Here is a 21,231-nt window from a genome sequence, read left to right as displayed (position 1 = left end):
TTCTTGAAAAACAACCTTATTCCAAACAAGAAATAAGGTTGCTCTCAAGGGGGATACCTATCTAAATATCAAGATTTTTTACGTATTGTGCATTTTCTTCGATAAAGTTACGTCTCGGCTCTACTTTATCTCCCATTAGCATTTCAAAAGTCTCATCAGCATCGATTGCATCCTCAAGTGTAACTTGAAGAAGTGTTCTCGCATCAGGATCCATTGTTGTTTCCCAAAGCTGAGTAGCATTCATCTCTCCAAGACCTTTATAACGCTGAAGTCCAGGTTTCGGTGTTTGAGGCAGCGTTTTTAACAGTTCATCTAGCTGTTTATCGTTATACACGTATTCAACACGTTTTCCTTGCTGTACTTTATATAAAGGCGGCTGTGCAATATACACATAACCGTTTTCAATGATTTCACGCATGTAGCGATAGAAGAATGTTAGGAGTAGCGTCCGTATATGCGCTCCATCAACATCAGCATCAGTCATGATCACAATTTTGTGATAACGTGCTTTCTCTAAAGTGAAGTCTTCTCCGATTCCAGTCCCTAGCGCTGTAATCATTGAACGAACCTCGTTGTTAGATAAAATTTTATCTAGTCGGGCTTTTTCAACGTTTAGGATCTTCCCTCTTAACGGTAAGATCGCTTGGAAATGTCGATCACGACCTTGCTTAGCAGATCCGCCCGCAGAATCTCCCTCTACGATATAAAGCTCAGAGATGGAAGGATCTTTAGAAGAACAGTCTGCCAGTTTCCCAGGCAAGCTAGAGACTTCCAGTGCACTTTTACGTCTTGTCAGCTCACGTGCCTTTTTGGCAGCCATTCTTGCACGAGCTGCCATCACACCTTTCTCCACAATTTTCTTTGCAGCATCAGGGTTCTCTAAGAGGAATTTCTCAAGTGCTTCGGAGAAGAGGGAGTCGGTAATGGTTCTTGCTTCTGAGTTACCGAGCTTTGTCTTCGTTTGTCCTTCGAATTGAGGGTCTGGATGTTTGATAGAGATAATGGCTGTCAAGCCTTCTCGTACATCTTCTCCGCTCAAATTCGAGTCACCATCTTTGAATACGCCATTTTTACGAGCATAATCATTGATGACACGCGTCAGACCGGTTTTAAAGCCAGCTTCGTGTGATCCGCCTTCATATGTGTTGATGTTATTGGCGAAAGAATAAATATTGCTTGTATAGGAATCGTTGTATTGCAGTGCAACTTCAACGGTGATTCCGTCTTTTTCACCCTCGATGTAAACTGGTTCTTCATGAACGACTTCCTTCGAGCGATTCAAATGTTCTACATAGCTCTTAATACCGCCTTCATAGCAGTATTCGTTTCTTCGTTCTTTGCCTTCACGTAAGTCTTCAATGATGATGTTGACGCCTTTTGTTAAGAAAGCTAACTCACGTACACGGTTAGCAAGTGTGTCGTAATCAAATTCAATGGTTTCAGTGAAAATTTCTGGATCTGGCACAAAATGAGTGGTTGTCCCTGTTACATCTGTTTCACCGATGATCTCTAAATCTCCAACTGGAACACCGCGTTTGAATTGCTGGTAATGAATTTTTCCATCACGGTATACGGTCACGTCTAAGGTCGTAGATAACGCATTAACAACAGATGCCCCTACACCATGCAGACCGCCAGATACTTTATAACCGCTGCCGTCAAATTTACCACCAGCGTGAAGAACCGTCATAATGACTTCTACAGCAGGACGTCCCATTTTTTCGTGAATCCCAACAGGAATTCCGCGGCCGTTATCTTTCACTGTGATGCTATTATCTTTTTCAATTTGCACTGTAATGTCTGTACAATAACCAGCTAAAGCCTCATCAATACTGTTGTCGACAATTTCCCATACAAGATGGTGAAGTCCTTTTGCACTGGTTGACCCAATGTACATTCCTGGACGTTTTCTAACCGCTTCTAGTCCTTCGAGCACCTGTATCTGATTTTCATCATAACTATTATGTTGCTGTTCCATTGCCACGTACATTCACCTACACTTTTCTTAAACGATATATTTATATGAATTGAGCTTTTAGACTTCAATTTCAATCACAAATGAAGCACGTTTTTTGAGCGTGCTTGAGGAAAGAGGAGAGTAATACACGGATTCAGTTGTGACGACGATGGATTTGGGTGTCCCTTGTGACAACGAAATGATTTGTTCTTCTTGTTTTTGAAGAAATTCCTCTACAACAGAAGATGACCTCATTTTGTAATCAACAATTGCGACAATCTCTCGTGTAGAAACAACACAATCATCACCTAAATGAATATACAAGACTCACACCTCATTTATCAGTCAATTACTTTTCCACTGGCTACTCTGAAAATTTCCGCTTCTTTCAGGGTGGCGTGGTCGATGCCTTCAACACTCGTAGTGGTGACAAAGGTCTGTACACGTCCCTGAATGGTATGGAGCAAATGAGACTGTCTGTAATCATCAAGTTCAGATAAAACATCATCGAGTAGAAGAATTGGGTATTCACCGATTTCTTCATGAATCAGATCAATTTCTGCCAGCTTTAGTGAAAGAGCTGTTGTTCTTTGCTGCCCTTGAGAGCCATATGTCTGAACATCCCGACCATTCACAAAGAAAAGAAGATCATCTCTGTGAGGCCCCCATAGCGTCACCCCTCGGTCTATTTCTCTGTCTCTTAGTTTCTGAAACGATTCTTCATAGCTATTTTTTATTTTCGACAAGTCTGACGCTTCTGATACCTCTATGGCCGTCTGGTATTGGAGCGTGAGCGTTTCCAGCTCTCTTGAAATCCCAAAATGCAGCGGCTGCGCCCATTTTTCGAGTTGTTTCGTAAAAGTCAGTCGTCTTTTGACAACCTTCGCTGCCGCATCAATCAACTGCTCTGTTAAAATCTCCAGCATCGCTTGATCCGTTTGCTTTCTTGTTTGCAATTGTTTCAAGTAATGATTTCGCTGAGTGAGGATTTTTTGATAGAGCGATAAATCATGCAAGTAGACAGCAGACACTTGTCCAATCTCCATGTCGAGGAATCTTCTGCGGATTTGCGGGCTACCTTTCACAAGGTTGAGATCCTCTGGTGCAAACATGATGGTGTTCAAGGCACCAACATAATGACTGAGTTTCTGTTGTTCAATGTGATTGACCTTGCCCTTTTTTCCTTTTTTTGAGATCACGAGCTGCATGGGGAGTGGACCATTTTTTTTGATGACTCTACCTTCTATTTTAGCATAGTCTTCGTCCCATCGGATAAGTTCTTTATCATTTGACGTACGATGAGACTTTGCCATCGACAATACATAGATCGCTTCCATCAGGTTCGTTTTACCTTGGGCGTTCTCACCAATCATCACATTCACCTTATTGTCGAATTGAAGCTCGGTGTGTTCATAGTTTCGGTATGAAGTTAACGCCAGACTTTGAATGTACATGTATTGTCACCCGTTTCTAATTCACAACTTGAAATGTGCCGTGACCTTCTATCTCGACAACATCACCTGGGTATAATTTGCGTCCCCGTCTATTATCTGGCTCTTGATTGATGAACACCTCATGTTCACTTAAAAACCACTTCGCCATTCCACCAGATTGAATGACTTCGGCTAATTTCAAAAACTGCCCTAATGTAATCATTTCTGTTTCAATCGTTATCAGATTAGGCATTGTATCGACCTCTTTCAATATCACTAATATCTAATTGTACTAAAAAACAAGACAAGAAGGAAAGGGGGAAAGCGAACTGGGATGAAAGAAAACAGAGGAAACGAGGAAAAAAGCTGCTGTGCGCTCACACAGCAGCCATTTTAGACCAAATTAATACGTTCTAACTGGAAGAATCAATTGCAAAATGGAATCATCATTTGGCGTGCGTAATAGGAATGGTCTCATTGCGCCAGTGAAACTGACATGAATCTCTGTTCCCTCTAATACTTTTAAAGCATCAAGCATATATTTCGGACTGAAAGAGATTTTGAGATCCTCCCCTTTAATGTCATCTGCTTGCACCGTTTCAACTACTTTACCGATTTCAGGCGAATTAGAAGAAATTTCAAGGCTTTGCGCAGGATCAGCAGAAAGCTTCACAACGTTGTTACGCCCTTCTCTTGCTAAAAGTGACGCGCGATCAATCGCTTGAAGGAATTCTTTCGTATTCACCACTACATCCGTTTTACTTTCTTGCGGAATGAGGCGAGCTGTATCTGGGTAATTACCATCCAGCAATCTTGAGAAGAACAGCACGTTCTGTGCTTTAAAGAGAACCTGTGTCTCCGTAATGACGATGCTCACAAGATCTTGTCCATCATCAAGAATTTTACTTAGCTCTGTTAAACTCTTTCCAGGAATGACCACATTGTACGAGCTTTCCTCGTTAATATCCAACTTCGCTTTTCTTAAAGCCAGGCGATGGCTATCCGTTGCTGTGCATATTAATTCACCTTTTTCAACCTTCCAGTTTACACCTGTCAAGATAGGACGTGTTTCTGAGGTGGACACTGCGAAAACCGTTTGACGGATAAGGTTTTTAAGCAAATCTGTTGGAATTTGAAAAGCATGATGCTCTTCAATTTGTGGCAGATGCGGATATTCTTCAGCATCTAAGCCGTTTAAATTAAATTCTGCTGAACCAGAGCGGATGATGGTTAGATGATTTTGTTCTACCTCAATTTCGACAGTAGACATAGGCAGTTTCTTAACGATTTCGCTAAAGAAGCGGGCTTGCAGCACAATACTTCCTGGTCGATCAATTGTAATGACTTCTAAATCTCCATCTCTTTGAGGAATAAAAGATTCGATTGAGATATCAGAATCGCTCCCTGTGAGAGAAACCCCTTCGTCAGATGCAACAATTTTAATCCCTGTCAAAATAGGAATCGTTGTTCTAGAGGATACGGCCTTTAATACATCTTGGACACTTTCAACAAGACGATCTTTTTGAATCGTGAATTTCATAGTGGTCCTCCTAATTTTTCTTAATGACATGTATATATATTTATTTAATAAAAATCGTAGAAGTACTAGTAGGGCTTGTGAATATGTGGATAAGTCAGTAGAAAGAAAGGAAAGACAGCCTATCCACATGTGGACAGACTGTGTATGACTATGCTCTAGTTATTCACATTTTCCCGTACTTATCTTATCAGCTTGATTATTTTAGTTGTTCTTTGATCTCTTTGACATGCTGCTGAAGCTGTTCATCTTCAACGATTAATTTTGAAATTTTCTCATGAGCATGAATGACGGTCGTATGATCTCGTCCACCAAATTCTTCTCCGATTTTAGGTAGAGAGGAATCTGTCATTTCTCTAGAGAGATACATCGCAATTTGTCTTGGATAAGCAACTGATTTCGTACGTTTCTTCGCTTTGAAATCTTCTAATCGAATATTAAATTGCTGCCCTACAATTCTTTGAATATCTTTAATTGTAATCACCTTAGGTTTTGATGAAGGAATGATGTCCTTTAGGGCTTCAGCTGCTAGATCAGCATTGATGTCTTTATTAATTAAAGAAGAGTAAGCAACGACACGAATCAAAGCACCTTCCAGTTCCCGAATGTTGCTGTCGATTTGATTGGCAATATAAAGCATGACTTCATTCGGAATGTCTAAACCTTCTGCTTTTGCTTTTTTACGTAAGATCGCAATACGCGTTTCTAGATCTGGCGGGGTAATGTCTGTAATTAAGCCCCATTCGAATCGAGAGCGTAATCTGTCTTCAAGTGTCGGAATTTCCTTTGGCGGCCGGTCACTAGAAATGACGATTTGCTTACTTTCTTCGTGAAGTGTGTTGAATGTATGGAAAAACTCTTCTTGTGTTTGTTCTTTTCCTGCTAAAAATTGAATATCATCTATCAAAAGCACATCTACATTCCGATAGCGATTACGGAAATCGACTGCTTTGTTGTCCCGGATTGAGTTGATAAATTCATTAGTAAATTTTTCAGATGATAGATAGACCACTTTGGCTGATGGATTATGGTCGATGACGTAATGACCGATCGCATGCATTAAGTGAGTCTTTCCTAAACCAACGCCCCCATAAATAAAAAGCGGGTTATATGCTTTTGCTGGTGCTTCTGCGACTGCAAGTGAAGCGGCATGAGCAAAACGGTTGCCTGAACCAATAACAAAAGTATCAAATGTATATTTTGGATTCAGCATATTTTGTGGAATTTCAACGGGTTCTTCTTTCGACATTTTTTTGATTGGAGATTTTGGCATGGCTTCCTCTTCGTCCTGATTTTGAGGAATGATAAATTTGATGCTGAGCTCTTCGCCTGTCAGTTCATAGATGGTATCTGCAATTAAGTGAAGGTATCTTGACTCGAGCCAGTCTCTTGCAAATTCATTAGGTGCAGTAATAGTCAGCGTATCTCCTTGAAGAGAATGGGCTTTAGTGGACTTCATCCATGTTTCAAAACTAGGTTTGCTCAATTTTGTCTCTATTTTTTGAAGTGCTTTATTCCACAGATCTAAAATATTTTCCATAAGGCTTCTCCCCCCTCCTTTTCTTTTTAAAATGACCAGTATCAAACTGTTATAGAACACGAAAAAGAGCAAATGGTCATCACCATTCGTGCACATACTTTGTTGAAAACAATTAATATAGTAGAAAAACGTCTTTTCGACAAATTACACAGGTTGTGGATAAACAATTCAACAAGCTGTGTAATAACTTTCCACAGGTTATCCACAAATTGTGGATAAGATAAATAGGCCAGATAAGTAATTAAGAGTTAAAACACAAATATAATATCAAAATAAACAAGATGGTGCAATGGGTGTCACAAACTTATCCACACACTTTACATCCTGTTGAAAAATAATTATCCACATAGGTTATTTGTGTGAAAAAAATGTCGATAATGGATGTGGATAGTCAAAATATGCCGGAAAAATATCCACAATCTTGTTTTGAAGGTTTTTTTGAAGGAAAAAAAGAATAAAATGCTGGAAACTAAAAAAGAAGGTTTCTTCACTTGATAACTTGTGTTATGCTTATAAGGTTGATAATAAGAGTTTTATCATTGATATTGACAATCGATGGGTTACACAAATATAATGAGTTAGACTGTCTTAAACAGCTATTCCTCAGGGAGGTGTCATAAATGAAAAGAACGTTTCAACCAAATAACCGTAAGCGTAGTAAAGTTCATGGCTTCCGCAGCCGTATGAGTTCTAAAAACGGACGTCTAGTTTTAAAGCGACGCCGCAGCAAAGGTAGAAAAAAATTATCAGCTTAGGCCACTGAATAATGTCAGTGGTCTTTTTTACATAAAATCGTAAATGAACTGTCAGTTTTTATCGGAGTGGAAGAAAACATGAAGAAGCGAAACAGGCTAAAAAAAAATGAAGAGTTTCAAACAGTGTTCAAAAAAGGTCAATCAATGGCTAATCGCCAATTCGTCATTTATCAGCTGGACCAACCAAATCAAGAAGAACTGCGTTTAGGATTGTCTGTCAGTAAAAAGATAGGGAATGCAGTGATAAGAAACCGGATTAAACGACTGATCCGTCAGGTGTTCTTAGAGGAAGGTCATAAGCTAAAGCAAGAAAAAGACTACATTGTTATCGCACGAAAACCAGCAAGCGAATTGACCTTTGAAGAAACAAAGAAGTCTCTCCAGCATTTATTTAGAAAATCCGCTGTTTATCAACAACAACCGAAAAAGTCTTCGTAATAGAAACTTTCGTTGAATCAATTTTTAAAAGCGCTTCCTTCATCTAGTGAATTAAAATGAAACCACCACTTTGTAATGAAAAAATGTTACCATACTGATTAGGTGAGTCACTTTCGTAATCAATTCCAACTTAAATAAAGTTTGAAGTAATGGGAGGAATCTTGTTGAAAAGGCGATTATTACTAATATTTAGCTTGATTGGCGTGTTGGTTCTATTGGCAGGATGTACACAAATCAATGAACCAATCACATCAGATAGTAAGGGATTCTGGAATTCTTACATTGTATACCCGCTATCTCAATTAATCACTTACATGGCAAACTTAACTGGTGAAAACTATGGTGTAGCGATTATTATCGTAACTCTTTTAATTCGTTTGCTTATTTTACCATTAATGATTAAACAATTAAGAAGTACAAAAGCAATGCAAGCACTTCAGCCAGAACTAAAGAAGCTTCGTGAAAAATATAGTTCAAAAGATCAAAAAACACAGCAACAGCTTCAACAGGAAACAATGGCTCTTTTCCAAAAGAATGGTGTAAATCCATTAGCAGGGTGTTTCCCAATCTTAATTCAAATGCCAATCTTAATTGGTTTTTATCATGCGATCATGAGAACAGCTGAAATCAAGAAACATACTTTCTTATGGTTTGACTTAGGCAGTCCAGATCCATTATTCCTGCTACCGATTATTGCAGGTGTAGCTACTTTTATTCAGCAGAAGCTAATGATGGCTGGAAATCCTTCGGACAACCCTCAAATGGCGATTATGCTTTGGGTGATGCCAATTATGATCATTGTATTTGCAATCAGTTTCCCAGCGGCACTTTCACTGTACTGGGTTGTAGGTAACATTTTCATGATCATTCAAACTTTGGTCATTAAAACACCTCAAGTAAAAGTTGATACAAAAGAAAAAGCTGGCGGGAACAAAAAATGAAGGAAATAACTGCTGTCGGTCGCACAGTCGAAGAAGCAGTAGATTCCGGACTGAAACAAATTCAACTACTACAAGAAGAAGTAGATATCACAATAGTAGATGAAGGAAACAAAGGGTTTTTAGGATTATTTGGTAAAAGACAAGCTGTTGTCAAGTTAGTAGAAAAGCGAGATGCGCTCAAATTAGCAACACAGTATTTAGATAAAATTGTTAAATCAATTGATCCTAAAGCAAACATTGTTTCGAAAAAAGAAACGAAAAAGATTTCTTTTCACATTAATGGAGACAAAACTTCATTAATGATTGGAAAAAGAGGACAAACACTGTACTCTTTAGAAACCTTGGTGCAGTTAGTGTTTAATCGTTATTCTGATCAGTATCATCATATTACAATTGATATTGGAGATTATAGGAAGAAACGACAAGAAGCACTTGAACAATATGCAATCAAAACGGCAAACCGTGTTTTAAAAACGAAGAGAAAGGTTCATTTAGAACCGATGCCTTCGAATGAACGAAAAGTCGTTCATGATACGATTGCAGCATTTTCTAAAGAACTTGCCACGGCATCTGAAGATACGGGCACCAAGCGTCATGTTGTGGTGTTTTATAAAAAATAGCAGAAAGGCTAAGATTCAGCAAAGCTGGATTTTAGTCTTTTTTTATTGAAAAATTACCTTTTAATAGTAGATTCCTCCTTTATTTCTAAAAAGTTAGTGTGTTATTTAGATCGAAAACGTCATTTTCCCTTAGTTGCAAAGGGAGAAGGACGTTTTAATTTATTGGATTTAGGTGTAAGATGTGAAGACAAGTTTAGAACGTCGTTATTCACATGTGGATAAGTTAAGTGTTAAAATAGACAGGGTGCAAAACTGTGGATAATTAAATGTGGGCTACTTTCGCTTCGCATGCATTTGTGGTATCTTTAAATTTTGGATTAAGCGTTTTTGATATAGAGATGGACAACGTCCATTTAATAGATATAAGACTGTCTATTGAATAGAGAAAGAGGTGAATGAGCGGTGGATACAATTGCAGCAATTTCTACACCAATGGGTGAAGGGGCAATTGCCATTATACGTTTAAGCGGGCCTGATGCAGTTCAGATTGCTGATCGCATGTATAAGGGGCCTAAGGAGAAAAAACTTGTATCAGTGGATTCTCATACCATTCATTATGGTCATATTGTAGATTCAAGTACCGAGCAAGTGATAGAAGAGGTCATGGTGTCTGTATTAAGAGCACCAAAAACATTTACGAGAGAAGACGTTATTGAGATCAACTGCCATGGCGGAATTGTCACGGTCAATAAAGTCTTGCAGCTTGCTTTAAAAGAAGGAGCGAGATTAGCGGAGCCAGGTGAGTTTACAAAACGTGCTTTCCTAAATGGAAGAATCGACTTGTCACAAGCAGAAGCCGTAATGGACTTGATTCGTGCAAAGACTGACCGTGCGATGAATGTCGCAATGACTCAAATGGAGGGACGTCTCTCCGGTTTGATTAAACGTCTTCGTGGTGAGATATTGGAGACACTTGCCCATGTAGAAGTGAATATTGATTATCCAGAGTATGACGATGTGGAAGAAATGACACATCGAGTCTTAGTTGAAAAGGCGACATCTGTGAAAAAGGAAATTGAATCGCTTCTAACGACTTCACAGCAGGGGAAAATCCTACGTGAGGGTTTATCTACTGTTATTATTGGAAGGCCAAATGTTGGGAAGTCTTCCTTATTAAATAGTCTTGTTCAGGAAACAAAGGCGATTGTGACCGATATTCCTGGAACAACCAGAGATGTCATCGAGGAATATGTGAATGTAAGAGGAGTGCCGCTCCGTTTAGTAGATACTGCAGGTATACGTGAGACTGAAGACATTGTTGAGCGTATTGGGGTCGAACGATCAAGACAGGTCTTAAAAGAAGCTGACCTGATTTTACTTGTGCTCAATTATAGTGAAGAGTTATCTGAGGAAGATATTAAGCTATTTGAGGCTGTCTCGGGTATGGATATTATTGTGATTGTCAATAAGACTGATCTTGAGCCTAAACTTGATGTAGAAAAAGTAAAAGAGTTAGCGAAAGATCGTCCAGTCGTGACAACATCTTTATTACAAGAAAAAGGGATTGATGAGCTTGAAATGGCCATTCAATCTTTATTCTTCACTGGCTCAATTGAAAGTGGAGATTTAACGTATGTAAGCAATACTAGGCATATTGCGCTCCTTCAAGAAGCAAAACAATCGATTGAGGATGCTCTAGAAGGAATTGAAATGGATGTACCGATCGACATTGTTCAAATAGATTTAACACGCTGTTGGGAGCAGCTAGGTGAAATTATTGGGGATGCTGTTCATGAAAGCTTAATTGATCAGTTATTCTCTCAATTCTGTTTAGGAAAGTAAAGGGAGGAACAAAAGAAATGGGTTATGAAGCTGGCCAATATGATGTAATCGTCGTCGGTGCCGGTCATGCTGGTGTTGAGGCTGCTCTTGCTTCTGCAAGACAGGGCGCCAAAACACTTGTATTGACCATCAATCTCGATATGGTTGCTTTTATGCCATGTAATCCGTCCGTAGGAGGTCCCGCTAAAGGGATTGTCGTCAGAGAAATTGATGCGCTAGGCGGGGAAATGGCACGAAATATAGATAAGACGCATATTCAAATGCGTATGCTGAATACTGGGAAAGGACCTGCTGTCCGTGCGTTAAGAGCGCAAGCAGATAAGTTTCAATATCAGCACGAAATGAAAAAAACAATGGAAAATGAACCAAACCTAACAATGCTGCAAGGGATGGTAGACCATTTAATTGTAGAAGATGATGAATGTAAAGGTGTTGTGACTCAAACAGGTGCAAATTATCGCGCGAAGTCTGTTGTTCTAACGACTGGTACTTTCTTAAAAGGCCGCATTATTTTAGGGGATCTTTCTTATTCAAGCGGTCCTAATAATCAGCAGCCTTCCATTAAATTATCGGATCATCTAGCAGAATTAGGATTCGATTTGGTTCGCTTTAAAACTGGGACACCACCTCGAGTAAACAGCCACTCGATTGATTATAGTAAGACGGAAATTCAACCAGGTGACGATGTACCACGTGCGTTTTCTTATGAAACTGTGGAATATATTACAGATCAATTACCATGCTGGTTAACATACACGAGTTTAGAGACTCATCAAATTATTGATGAGAATCTTCACCGTTCTCCTATGTATTCAGGTATGATTAAAGGAACAGGTCCTAGATACTGCCCGTCTATTGAGGATAAGGTGGTTCGTTTTAATGATAAACCGAGACATCAAATTTTCTTAGAGCCAGAAGGCCGTAATACGCAAGAAGTGTATGTTCAAGGTTTATCTACAAGTCTGCCAGAGGATGTACAGCAGCGAATGCTGTCAACCATTCCAGGGCTTGAAAATGTACAAATGATGCGAGCGGGTTATGCCATTGAGTATGATGCGATTGTGCCTACACAATTGTGGCCGACACTTGAGACGAAGAAAATTTCTGGATTATATACAGCTGGCCAAATTAATGGTACCTCTGGTTATGAGGAAGCTGCAGGTCAAGGAATTATGGCAGGTATCAATGCAGGAAGAAAAGCATTGGGTAAAGAAGAAGTCATTTTAAGCCGATCTGATGCATATATCGGTGTTCTCATTGATGATCTTGTCACGAAGGGTACAAATGAACCTTACCGTCTTTTAACTTCTCGTGCAGAGTACCGCTTACTTCTGCGTCATGACAATGCTGATTTAAGATTAACGGAACTTGGATATAACATTGGTTTAATTTCTAAAGAGAGATTCCAAGCATTCACACAGAAAAAAGAGGCTATTGAAGCAGAGAAAAAACGTTTATATTCTGTCATTATTAAACCTACAGCAGAGACACAGGAATATATCCGTTCTCTTGGTGGAAGTGAATTGAAGGACGGTATTCGCGCTAGTGATCTGATGAAGCGTCCAGAGATGAACTATGAATCTGTTGTGAAACTAGCTCCTGCTGACACACCGCTTCCTGCTGATGTGTGTGAACAGGTAGAGATTCAAATTAAATATGAAGGTTATATTGAAAAGTCGCTCCAACAAGTTGAAAAGCTGAAAAAGATGGAAAACAAAAAGATTCCGGATCGAATTGATTATGATGCCATCAAAGGGATTGCAACTGAAGCGAAGCAAAAGCTAAAAGAAGTCCGACCGCTTTCTGTTGCACAGGCTTCTCGTATTTCAGGCGTTAACCCTGCTGATATTTCTATCCTTTTAGTGTATTTGGAGCAGGGACGTATTGCGAAGATAGCAGAGTAGAAAGGATGTCGGCATGAACATTGAACAATTTACAGCAGCACTAGAGGAGAAAGGGATCACTCTTTCTCCAGTGCAGCTTGAACAATTTGAAACTTACTTCCATATGCTTGTAGAATGGAACGAGAAGATGAATTTAACGTCCATTACAGAAAAGGAAGAAGTATATTTAAAGCATTTTTATGACTCGATATCAGCAGCATTTTTTATTGATTTTCACAATGTGACAACAATTTGTGATATTGGAGCTGGTGCTGGTTTTCCAAGCATTCCTCTTAAAATTTGTTTCCCTCATCTACATGTGACCATTGTTGATTCTCTCCAGAAACGCATTACGTTTCTCAATGAGTTAGCAAAAGGGTTAAACTTACAAGATACTACTTTTTATCATGATCGTGCGGAGACCTTTGGACAACGTAAAGATCAACGTGAAAGCTATGACCTTGTCACCGCTAGAGCAGTTGCGCGCTTATCTGTCTTGAGCGAACTATGCCTGCCTCTTGTGAAAAAGGAAGGTTTGTTTGTTGCATTAAAAGCATCTGCTGCAGATGAAGAGATGCAAGCAGGAAAAAAAGCCGTCACTGTCCTCGGAGGAGAGGTTGTTGAAAAGCATTCCTTTGTTCTTCCTTTAGAAGAAAGCGAACGGAACATCATTGTCATTGAAAAGAAAAAACAAACACCAAAAAAATATCCTAGAAAACCAGGAACACCTAATAAATCACCAATAGAGGGTTGATCATGTAAAAGGTCGGTTTTTCTTCAATATTTATGATTTTACAGAAGGAAAAAACATGAGAAAATAGAATTATAAAAAGGTAGTTTTTAAAGGTGGTGTAGGTTCATGAAGCATTCACTCTCACGCTTCTTCGGGCTTGGTGACAAAGAACATCCAGAGCGTGATACCGAAATAGAGGCAGAGATTGCTGAGCATGAAACATTAAAGGAAGAGATACAGGAGCTCCCGGTCGACACAATTATGCCTAACCGTTTTCAGCCACGCACCATTTTTTCAGAAGAAAAGATACAGGAGCTGGCCACAACCATTCATACCCATGGCATTATTCAACCGATTGTTGTTAGACCAACAGAAGAAGAAGGAAAATATGAACTGATCGCCGGCGAAAGACGTTGGAGAGCGGTACAAACTCTTCAATGGGAGAAGATCCCCGCTATTATAAAAGATTTTACTGATACGGAAACGGCATCTGTGGCATTGATTGAAAATTTGCAAAGAGAAGAGCTGTCTGCAATTGAAGAGGCTCATGCTTATGCACGTCTTTTAGAGCTTCATGATTTAACGCAAGAAGCGCTTGCTCAGCGTTTAGGTAAGGGACAATCGACTGTTGCAAACAAACTAAGACTTTTAAAGTTGCCTGAAGAGGTACAGCAAGCCATTTTGGAGAAAAAAATCTCTGAGAGGCATGCCCGTTCACTTGTACCTCTAAAGCTTCCAGAATTACAAATCACGCTGTTGCAGGAAATCATTGAAAAGCAGCTAAATGTGAAACAGACTGAAGAGCGTGTAGTGAAGATGCTTGAACAAAAAACAGATCGCAAACCGAAGCCGAAACGTAAGGCGTTTAGCCGAGATACGCGAATTGCGATGAATACCATTCGTCAGTCTCTCCATATGGTAGAAGATAGCGGACTTAAAATAAATACCGAGGAAGAAGAATTTGAGGAATATATCCAATTAACCATTCGCATTCCTAAATAGAAAAAAGCTGATGAGCATTACTCGTCAGCTTTTTTTGTCTTTCCATCCCTTAAATTCATGATATTTACTTATTATTAATTAATTGGTAAAATATGATTTTCATAGTAGAAGGGAGGTGACATATAACCAATGAAAATGAAAAAGACTATTTTTGCTATTATCTGTTATTTACTAATCTCTTTTTCTCTTTTTTCAAATGAAACGACTGTGTTTGCTGTGAGCACGTCAACGAATCATGATACTCATTCAGCGGAAGAAACGATTACAAAAGAAGAACTCAGTGCTCTGAAGAAACAAGGTGTGGTTTCGACAGATGTAACGGTTCAACAATTAAATCAAGAGCAAGCGTCTCAGGACGATGCGATCGATGTCATCACAGCTGATGATGATTTGGAGAACTATGGCTTACGGCAAAACAAACAGGATGAAATGGTAACAGATGAAAGGCCGAATACCATTCGCCATCTTTTTGGTAAACCGTATCCTGGAACCGATATTATGCCTCAAAAAGGGGATATATTGGTGACGAGCACTGGTGCTTTGAATGGTTTAATTGGTCATGCAGGCATCGTCATTAATGAGAAAAGCTATGCATCCATTCCTGGGTTCCGGCAGCATCCAAATATTGATTCCATTCAAAGCTGGTTTCGCTATAGTGCCAATACAAAGGTGATTCGGATTAATCATCAGGAAAAGGCAGATTTAGCTGGGGATTGGGCGCACGATTACGTGAAAGACCATCCGAAGGCTCGATATTCGATCACTATGTCTATTCAATCCTTGGACCCTACTTATTGTTCAAAGATTGTATGGCAGGCTTACGCGAAAACCGGGGACGCTGTTGGACATGCCACATTTACCATTAAAGCACCCTATGGGTTTTTGAAAAAGAAGAACTATAAAACAGTGACACCTAAAGTCATTGTGAGCGAAGGCCGTAAAATTGGCGGGTTAAACTTTTGATTGTATCTCCCTCACTTTTCATGAAAAGTGGGGGTTTTTTGTCTCGTTATTTTCTTCAAAAAGATATATTAATATATCTTCTAAGCGCGTTTTTATGCATCTATCCATGTACGGAAACACAGATTCATTCACGAATTTATAATGGAGAAACAAAAAAAGCAAACGTTTCATACTTTTTTTGATAGAATAGGAAGTATGAATGAATGAGAAACTTGTTAAGTTGAAAGTGGGTGACATCGTGGGGAAAATCATAGCGATTACCAACCAGAAGGGCGGCGTTGGGAAGACGACAACTTCTGTTAATTTGGGTGCGTGTTTAGCATACATAGGAAAACGAGTGTTGTTAGTTGATATTGATCCGCAGGGAAATGCCACGAGTGGTATTGGGATTGAGAAGGCCGATGTAGAGAAGTGCGTGTACGATATTTTAGTAGACGATGCAGATGTACTTGATGTGATTAAGACGACAGAGGTCGAAAATCTTGATGTCATTCCTGCGACGATACAGCTTGCAGGGGCGGAAATTGAGCTTGTGCCTACGATCTCACGTGAAGTGAGGCTGAAAAGAGCACTTGAATCTGTGAAGCAAAATTATGATTATATGATTATTGACTGCCCGCCATCACTTGGGTTACTGACGATTAATGCGTTAACTGCATCCGATTCTGTTTTAATACCGGTTCAGTGTGAATATTATGCACTTGAAGGATTGAGTCAATTGTTGAATACGGTTCGTCTTGTGCAGAAACATCTAAATACCGACCTTGCCATTGAAGGTGTCTTACTGACAATGCTTGATGCAAGAACAAATCTTGGAATCCAAGTCATCGAAGAAGTAAAAAAATACTTTAGAGATAAAGTCTATCAGACTGTGATTCCGAGGAATGTGAGACTAAGTGAAGCGCCTAGTCATGGGAAACCTATTATCTTGTATGATCCACGTTCAAGAGGTGCAGATGTCTATTTAGACTTAGCAAAGGAAGTGGACGCGAATGGCTAAAGGTCTTGGAAAGGGTATTAATGCGCTATTTAACAATGTGGATGCCAATGAAGAAACTGTCGAAGAAATTAAGTTGAAGGATTTGCGCCCAAACCCTTATCAGCCAAGGAAAACGTTTGATGATGATGCATTGTCTGATCTCAAAGAATCAATTCAGCAGCACGGTGTTTTACAGCCGATTATTGTTCGTAAATCGATTAAAGGATATGACATTGTTGCAGGAGAACGCCGTTTCCGTGCAGCACAACAAGCTGGTTTGACAACGATTCCTGCGATCGTCAGGGAATTTTCAGAAACACTGATGAGGGAGATCGCTCTTTTAGAAAACTTACAGCGCGAGGATTTATCTCCATTAGAGGAAGCGGAAGCCTATGCCTCCTTACTAGATCACTTAAGTGTGACTCAGGAGGAATTAGCTAAGCGATTAGGCAAAAGCAGACCGCATATTGCGAACCACCTTCGTTTATTAACATTACCGGATGAAGTACAAAAGCTGATTGCGGATGGAACATTATCCATGGGACATGGACGCACGCTGCTTAGTTTGAAAAACAAAAAGAAGCTGGCGCCATTGGTAAAGAAGGTCGTGGACGAAGGATTAAATGTCCGTCAGGTTGAGAAACTTGTTCAGCAATTAAATGAAAATGTTCCACGTGAAACAAAGAAAAAAGAAGCACCAAAGGATCGCATGTTGAAAGAAAGAGAATCTTTCTTACAAAATTACTTTGGTACTTCAGTGACGATCAAGAAACAGAAGAAAAAAGGGAAAATTGAGATTGAATTTCTCTCAAATGAAGATTTAGAAAGAATCCTTGAATTGCTTTCTACGAGAGAATCATCGGAATGACCATCTTGATATGAGATGGTCTTTTTTATATTCTTCCCGTGATATTTTGAATAGGGGTGAAGAGAGAACGGCTTTTTTCTCTCGTCCAATCCATTTGATCAATGTGGGATAGACTTTCAGACAGTGTATTGGCCATAGACATCACAAGATGAAGACGTGTGTTTTGGAGAACGAAGTATTCCATAAAACCGCTCACGTTGACGATTCCATTAATATGAATATTGCCTACTTCTGGAAGATCTTTTTGCACACCTGCACCGGGCTTTAACGGTCCTTCTCCAATTTGAAACGATCCTACACTTTTCACTCTCCCTAAACAGGCATCAACGGCTACGATAAATGGATGTTTATGAGCTTGTTCAATTTCAGCGAGCTTTTCCTTTAAATTGACCGCATGCACTGGGTCAGAGAGAGTGCCGTATACATGCATCTTTTTTAAATCCAGACCTGAAAGCTTTGTTCCTACAAGTGGACCTAGAGAGTCACCGGTTGAGCGGTCTGTTCCTATGCAGACGATGGCAACGGGTCTTTTTCCTGCTTTCTGAAGATGCGAGAATAAAATACTTTTAAGCTGCTGAATGGCATTTGTATCCGTATGGGACACGTATTCTTTCACCCTATTTCTTAAAAAAAGACCGTTCTTGCTATTCATAGGTCTCACTTCCTTGTCATAGTAGTTAGTAACAGTATACGGAAACAAGCTTAATTCTATACCTATGAGGTGATGATTGTGTGGAAGGCTGGTTCAAGGTGGACGCTTTTAATTTTAGGAAGCTTGATAGGAGCGGGATATGCCTCCGGTCAAGAAATTTGGCAGTTTTTTGGCCTTGATAGCGGACTAGCCATTCTACTGTTTACGCTCATGTTTATGCTGTCGACCTATGTGGTGTTAAAAATCAGTTATGAGGTGCGTGCTGATCATTTTGTGCCGGTGTTAGAGCGTCTTGTAGGTCCTTGGCTGGCCAAGGTGTATGATATTTTAATTGTTCTTTATCTATTCACGACAACAACAGTCATGATTGCCGGTGGCGGGGTGACACTTGAGATGTATCATGTGCCATTTTGGGTTGGAATCGGTGCATTTTGTTTATTCTCATTTATGATTTTTTTCTGGGATGTGAAAGGACTCTTATCTGTGAATGCCTTCATTATACCAATTTTGGTGGCGGGGCTCATCTATGCGTTTGTTTTTTATTATATGAATCATGATCATATGTGGAGAATTGATTTTGGCCAGCAATACAATTGGCCTGCTAGTATCGTCTTTGCTTCTTTGAATATATTATCTGTTGTGGCGGTGCTATCTTCAGTGGGGAAAGAAATGAAGGGGCTTGGAGAGGCCAAGGTTGCAAGTATATTAAGCGGTTTGATTTTTGGAGTCATTTCTTATGTGTATAACGAAATACTAGTTGATATTTCTGGGAGTCTTTCAGCAGAAGGGATTCCTTTGTTTACAGTATTAGAGGGGGCACCAACATCATTGTTTGTGTTTATGACCATTGTTCTTTGTTTAGCGATTTATACAACAACCGCTGCGGGATTATTTGGTTTATCCAGCCGCATGCTCTCTTTTGTACGAATGCCCCGCTGGTTCATTGTATTCATCATGCTTCTTTTGATGGCACCTTTAACCTCTCTTGGATTTGCTGATTTGATTGCTTTCTTGTATCCGATTTACAGCTTGCTCAATCTTTATTTGCTTGTCTGTTTAATGCTGTATCCGATTTTAAGTAAAAAGATATTTTTCCGTTCTAAAAATTATACTGATAAAATAAAATAAACACCTCTCTTTTAAAGAGAAGTGCTTATTTTATCCGAATGGAATCAATCGCTTCCTTGATATCGTCATATACAGGCATGTGCTGGAGACGCTGCATGCGTTCCTCTATTTCTGAGATGGCTTGTCCCTTTAAATGCTGGGATACGTGCTGTTTGACAATGGTTGTCTGGTTTATCATGTCTTCGGTTTTGGACAATTGGTACTCCAAGTGCATGCGTGTGTTTGCCAATTCATCGTGAAGCCGCATTTTCAGCAATCGCTTTAAATCTTTTCGTTGTCCTTCTCTGCGCATGGCCTGAATAGCGGCAATTTCTTCAGGTGATTGCGATTGTGTTTGTGGTGCAGATTGACTTTCGAATACAGACATGGAGCGGCGGGCACTCACATTTTGCAAGAAACGCTGGGCGTCACTAGGAGGTTTATTTTGATTGATCATATGTCGACTCCTTTCTTAACGAATACCCATTTGCATCGCAAGGCGTCTATCTGCCTTGGCATAGTCATCACCCATTGTGTACATATGTCTTGAAAGGGTGGAAAGTTCTTGTTCGTAGTCTCTCAAGGTGTACAAGGCATTCAGTTGTTTTTCATGAGAATAAAAGGATGATTGCGGCTGCTCCATCCTTACTTCCTCTAACAGTGCTTCTACATCGCTATGGGTTAATAAATCATAGTGACCAAAGCCGACAAGTCCTTTCAGCTCTTGTTTTACATGATGGACGGCATCTTTGACACTATCATCAATTCCATCTATTTTCTCAAATACAGTGTGTACTTCATGTTCAATAATACTTTGTAGATCATAAGATGAATTTTTTAGTAAATGGGATTTTATGATAATTTCAATCCCGTTTTGTGCATATGCACGGCCTGAATGGATGTCTTGTAAAAGCATCGCTGTAAAACTTGTATTGTGATCAAGCTGTTCATCTAAAATACGAGCGGTTCCATTCGAATGGAATGAATGCCCATTTACTTTAAAATCTCCTGAAACGAGAGCTAAAAATGCATTTGTATCAAATGATTCGTTCCACTCTATATTCATTGATGCAAAAGCTGATCTTAAAAAGGTGTCAATTTCTCTTGGTTTATATTTTATGGATTCTTGGACCGATCCCTGCTCCCGGGGCGGTACGGTGTACTTGACTTGTCCAACTCCATGATCATGGCGATTGAGTAAACCTACATAATGATTGGGTTGAATATATTCTGTGAGAACATGGCTATATTTTCCTTCTACTGCTTTTTGCTGAATGGAAGGTGCCAGGCTGCTCCATATATTTGGGCTATCGAATGTGATGGCTTTTTTGACAGCTGGCTGTTCTGTCGCAATGTAAGCACAAACAGCACCGGCAAGCGCTTGTCCAGTGAGATAGATGGTTGCATTCGGGTGCTTCTGACAGACGTCCTTGATGTATTCCTTCCCTTTAAAAAAGACATGATCTTGTTTCCCGGCTAAGGATTTTCTTTCAATGGGGTAGGCATAATCCGTTTTTAACAATGATTGGGTAGCCGTTTGAACATCTTGTGTCGATGTCACCGTCATTTGTTTTGGCAGAGGACAGTGAAACGCGACAATGAACTCATCTGACTGTTCCTGCTGCATCGTTAAACCATATAATTGATGATCTATTTTTAGAAAATCGTTGACAGTGAGCGTATGCTGACCTACTTCTATCGTATGGTTCTGCTGGTAATTCTCTGCGTTTCCAGCGTGATCGGATATGATTTTATAATCTTTGTCGGTTAATCTATCCTTTCGATTGACCATCGTACCTGCTCCCTCACATAACATTTATGCAGATATCATAAATCAAAAAATATGGAAAAACCACAGCGTTCTACCAATAAAAACCTTTTGACCTACAGTGTTTGTGACAATATTGAAAAAAAGCGGAGTTTAAGTAACTATTGGTCACAAATAAAATGATCTAAAAGAAGGGTTTTTTCTATAAAAAAGAACGGGATTGATACATGACAGCGGCTCTTTATTTTGTGCATTGCTCTCTATCGGCATTTT

At 39.6% G+C, this 21,231-nt stretch carries 21 protein-coding genes; 12 read left to right on the top strand and 9 right to left on the bottom strand.

The annotated features are described in order from the left end of the window. Window positions 1-61 precede the first annotated feature (61 nt). The 6 genes from gyrB to dnaA all read right to left on the bottom strand — a co-directional run bounded on the left by gyrB (window position 62) and on the right by dnaA (window position 6,467). A complete protein-coding gene (gene gyrB / locus ID12_RS04865; RefSeq protein ID WP_025206585.1) occupies window positions 62-1,978 on the bottom strand; it encodes a DNA topoisomerase (ATP-hydrolyzing) subunit B in 1,917 nt (638 codons plus the stop codon). Window positions 1,979-2,035: 57 nt separating this feature from the next. Next, on the bottom strand, window positions 2,036-2,281 hold the full coding sequence (gene remB / locus ID12_RS04860; RefSeq protein WP_008360920.1) for an extracellular matrix regulator RemB: 246 nt from the start codon (window positions 2,279-2,281) through the stop codon (window positions 2,036-2,038). Window positions 2,282-2,298: 17 nt separating this feature from the next. Next, the gene (gene recF, locus ID12_RS04855) at window positions 2,299-3,411 is read right to left on the bottom strand and encodes a DNA replication/repair protein RecF (protein ID WP_035390152.1); all 1,113 of its coding nucleotides are present in this window, start codon (window positions 3,409-3,411) and stop codon (window positions 2,299-2,301) included. Between the two features lie 16 nt (window positions 3,412-3,427). After that, complete coding sequence (gene yaaA / locus ID12_RS04850) at window positions 3,428-3,643, bottom strand: S4 domain-containing protein YaaA (protein WP_008347598.1); 216 nt, start codon at window positions 3,641-3,643, stop codon at window positions 3,428-3,430. A 150-nt stretch (window positions 3,644-3,793) separates the two neighbouring features. Next, window positions 3,794-4,930, bottom strand: coding sequence for a DNA polymerase III subunit beta (dnaN, locus tag ID12_RS04845; protein ID WP_008347596.1), 1,137 nt, complete (start codon window positions 4,928-4,930; stop codon window positions 3,794-3,796). Between the two features lie 196 nt (window positions 4,931-5,126). Beyond that, window positions 5,127-6,467, bottom strand: coding sequence for a chromosomal replication initiator protein DnaA (dnaA, locus tag ID12_RS04840; protein WP_008347594.1), 1,341 nt, complete (start codon window positions 6,465-6,467; stop codon window positions 5,127-5,129). Window positions 6,468-7,087: 620 nt separating this feature from the next. On the opposite strand from dnaA, the gene rpmH reads away from it, so the two are divergent. From rpmH to ID12_RS04790, 11 genes are all read left to right on the top strand, one after another. Then, window positions 7,088-7,222: a 50S ribosomal protein L34 gene (gene rpmH, locus ID12_RS18770; protein WP_008360908.1), complete on the top strand. Its 135-nt coding sequence runs from the start codon at window positions 7,088-7,090 to the stop codon at window positions 7,220-7,222. A 78-nt stretch (window positions 7,223-7,300) separates the two neighbouring features. Further along, entirely contained in the window at window positions 7,301-7,660 is a 360-nt protein-coding gene (gene rnpA / locus ID12_RS04835) for a ribonuclease P protein component (RefSeq protein WP_008347592.1), read from the top strand. Window positions 7,661-7,818: 158 nt separating this feature from the next. Next, the gene (gene spoIIIJ / locus ID12_RS04830; RefSeq protein WP_089374159.1) at window positions 7,819-8,601 is read left to right on the top strand and encodes a YidC family membrane integrase SpoIIIJ; all 783 of its coding nucleotides are present in this window, start codon (window positions 7,819-7,821) and stop codon (window positions 8,599-8,601) included. Then, complete coding sequence (gene jag, locus ID12_RS04825) at window positions 8,598-9,221, top strand: RNA-binding cell elongation regulator Jag/EloR (protein WP_050826820.1); 624 nt, start codon at window positions 8,598-8,600, stop codon at window positions 9,219-9,221. Before spoIIIJ ends, jag begins: the two co-directional genes overlap by 4 nt. Window positions 9,222-9,623: 402 nt before the next feature. Beyond that, on the top strand, window positions 9,624-11,003 hold the full coding sequence (gene mnmE / locus ID12_RS04820) for a tRNA uridine-5-carboxymethylaminomethyl(34) synthesis GTPase MnmE (protein WP_017359868.1): 1,380 nt from the start codon (window positions 9,624-9,626) through the stop codon (window positions 11,001-11,003). A 17-nt stretch (window positions 11,004-11,020) separates the two neighbouring features. Next, a complete protein-coding gene (gene mnmG / locus ID12_RS04815; protein WP_050826819.1) occupies window positions 11,021-12,907 on the top strand; it encodes a tRNA uridine-5-carboxymethylaminomethyl(34) synthesis enzyme MnmG in 1,887 nt (628 codons plus the stop codon). A 13-nt stretch (window positions 12,908-12,920) separates the two neighbouring features. Next, a complete protein-coding gene (gene rsmG, locus ID12_RS04810; RefSeq protein ID WP_007497477.1) occupies window positions 12,921-13,640 on the top strand; it encodes a 16S rRNA (guanine(527)-N(7))-methyltransferase RsmG in 720 nt (239 codons plus the stop codon). 105 nt (window positions 13,641-13,745) lie between these two features. After that, window positions 13,746-14,621, top strand: a complete 876-nt coding sequence (gene noc / locus ID12_RS04805) for a nucleoid occlusion protein (protein WP_024718432.1) — start codon at window positions 13,746-13,748, stop codon at window positions 14,619-14,621. Window positions 14,622-14,750: 129 nt separating this feature from the next. Then, window positions 14,751-15,584 carry a YiiX/YebB-like N1pC/P60 family cysteine hydrolase gene (locus ID12_RS04800; RefSeq protein ID WP_017359870.1) on the top strand — a complete coding sequence of 278 codons (834 nt, stop codon included), beginning with the start codon at window positions 14,751-14,753 and terminating at the stop codon, window positions 15,582-15,584. A 238-nt stretch (window positions 15,585-15,822) separates the two neighbouring features. Beyond that, window positions 15,823-16,584: a sporulation initiation inhibitor protein Soj gene (gene soj, locus ID12_RS04795; protein WP_008360890.1), complete on the top strand. Its 762-nt coding sequence runs from the start codon at window positions 15,823-15,825 to the stop codon at window positions 16,582-16,584. Continuing rightward, complete coding sequence (locus ID12_RS04790; RefSeq protein WP_035390144.1) at window positions 16,577-17,431, top strand: ParB/RepB/Spo0J family partition protein; 855 nt, start codon at window positions 16,577-16,579, stop codon at window positions 17,429-17,431. The genes soj and ID12_RS04790 overlap by 8 nt, the downstream gene beginning before the upstream one ends. Before the next feature lie 25 nt (window positions 17,432-17,456). Here the strand turns inward: ID12_RS04790 and yyaC are convergent, their stop codons facing one another. Beyond that, complete coding sequence (gene yyaC / locus ID12_RS04785; RefSeq protein ID WP_050826818.1) at window positions 17,457-18,083, bottom strand: spore protease YyaC; 627 nt, start codon at window positions 18,081-18,083, stop codon at window positions 17,457-17,459. A 72-nt stretch (window positions 18,084-18,155) separates the two neighbouring features. On the opposite strand from yyaC, the gene ID12_RS04780 reads away from it, so the two are divergent. Next, window positions 18,156-19,211 carry a YkvI family membrane protein gene (locus ID12_RS04780; protein ID WP_079919768.1) on the top strand — a complete coding sequence of 352 codons (1,056 nt, stop codon included), beginning with the start codon at window positions 18,156-18,158 and terminating at the stop codon, window positions 19,209-19,211. Between the two features lie 25 nt (window positions 19,212-19,236). Here ID12_RS04780 and ID12_RS04775 read toward each other — a convergent pair whose 3' ends face one another. Next, window positions 19,237-19,647 carry a hypothetical protein gene (locus tag ID12_RS04775; protein WP_035390143.1) on the bottom strand — a complete coding sequence of 137 codons (411 nt, stop codon included), beginning with the start codon at window positions 19,645-19,647 and terminating at the stop codon, window positions 19,237-19,239. 15 nt (window positions 19,648-19,662) lie between these two features. Beyond that, complete coding sequence (locus ID12_RS04770) at window positions 19,663-20,982, bottom strand: hydrolase (RefSeq protein WP_050826817.1); 1,320 nt, start codon at window positions 20,980-20,982, stop codon at window positions 19,663-19,665. Between the last annotated feature and the right edge of the window lie 249 nt (window positions 20,983-21,231).

It is taken from the genome of Bacillus altitudinis, from assembly GCF_001191605.1.
Taxonomy (GTDB): Bacteria; Bacillota; Bacilli; order Bacillales; family Bacillaceae; genus Bacillus; species Bacillus altitudinis.
The sequence above is the reverse complement of the archived record's forward strand: the minus strand, read 5'-3'. Positions and strand labels throughout refer to the sequence as shown.

What these genes read in the sequence shown, in the direction of transcription:
- gyrB (WP_025206585.1), bottom strand. Translation starts at nt 1,978, where the DNA reads ATGGAACAGCAACATAATAGTTATGATGAAAATCAGATACAGGTGCTC.
- recF (WP_035390152.1), bottom strand. Translation starts at nt 3,411, where the DNA reads ATGTACATTCAAAGTCTGGCGTTAACTTCATACCGAAACTATGAACAC.
- yaaA (WP_008347598.1), bottom strand. Translation starts at nt 3,643, where the DNA reads ATGCCTAATCTGATAACGATTGAAACAGAAATGATTACATTAGGGCAG.
- dnaN (WP_008347596.1), bottom strand. Translation starts at nt 4,930, where the DNA reads ATGAAATTCACGATTCAAAAAGATCGTCTTGTTGAAAGTGTCCAAGAT.
- dnaA (WP_008347594.1), bottom strand. Translation starts at nt 6,467, where the DNA reads ATGGAAAATATTTTAGATCTGTGGAATAAAGCACTTCAAAAAATAGAG.
- rpmH (WP_008360908.1), top strand. Translation starts at nt 7,088, where the DNA reads ATGAAAAGAACGTTTCAACCAAATAACCGTAAGCGTAGTAAAGTTCAT.
- rnpA (WP_008347592.1), top strand. Translation starts at nt 7,301, where the DNA reads ATGAAGAAGCGAAACAGGCTAAAAAAAAATGAAGAGTTTCAAACAGTG.
- jag (WP_050826820.1), top strand. Translation starts at nt 8,598, where the DNA reads ATGAAGGAAATAACTGCTGTCGGTCGCACAGTCGAAGAAGCAGTAGAT.
- mnmG (WP_050826819.1), top strand. Translation starts at nt 11,021, where the DNA reads ATGGGTTATGAAGCTGGCCAATATGATGTAATCGTCGTCGGTGCCGGT.
- rsmG (WP_007497477.1), top strand. Translation starts at nt 12,921, where the DNA reads ATGAACATTGAACAATTTACAGCAGCACTAGAGGAGAAAGGGATCACT.
- noc (WP_024718432.1), top strand. Translation starts at nt 13,746, where the DNA reads ATGAAGCATTCACTCTCACGCTTCTTCGGGCTTGGTGACAAAGAACAT.
- ID12_RS04800 (WP_017359870.1), top strand. Translation starts at nt 14,751, where the DNA reads ATGAAAATGAAAAAGACTATTTTTGCTATTATCTGTTATTTACTAATC.
- ID12_RS04790 (WP_035390144.1), top strand. Translation starts at nt 16,577, where the DNA reads ATGGCTAAAGGTCTTGGAAAGGGTATTAATGCGCTATTTAACAATGTG.
- yyaC (WP_050826818.1), bottom strand. Translation starts at nt 18,083, where the DNA reads ATGAATAGCAAGAACGGTCTTTTTTTAAGAAATAGGGTGAAAGAATAC.
- ID12_RS04780 (WP_079919768.1), top strand. Translation starts at nt 18,156, where the DNA reads ATGATTGTGTGGAAGGCTGGTTCAAGGTGGACGCTTTTAATTTTAGGA.
- ID12_RS04775 (WP_035390143.1), bottom strand. Translation starts at nt 19,647, where the DNA reads ATGATCAATCAAAATAAACCTCCTAGTGACGCCCAGCGTTTCTTGCAA.
- ID12_RS04770 (WP_050826817.1), bottom strand. Translation starts at nt 20,982, where the DNA reads ATGGTCAATCGAAAGGATAGATTAACCGACAAAGATTATAAAATCATA.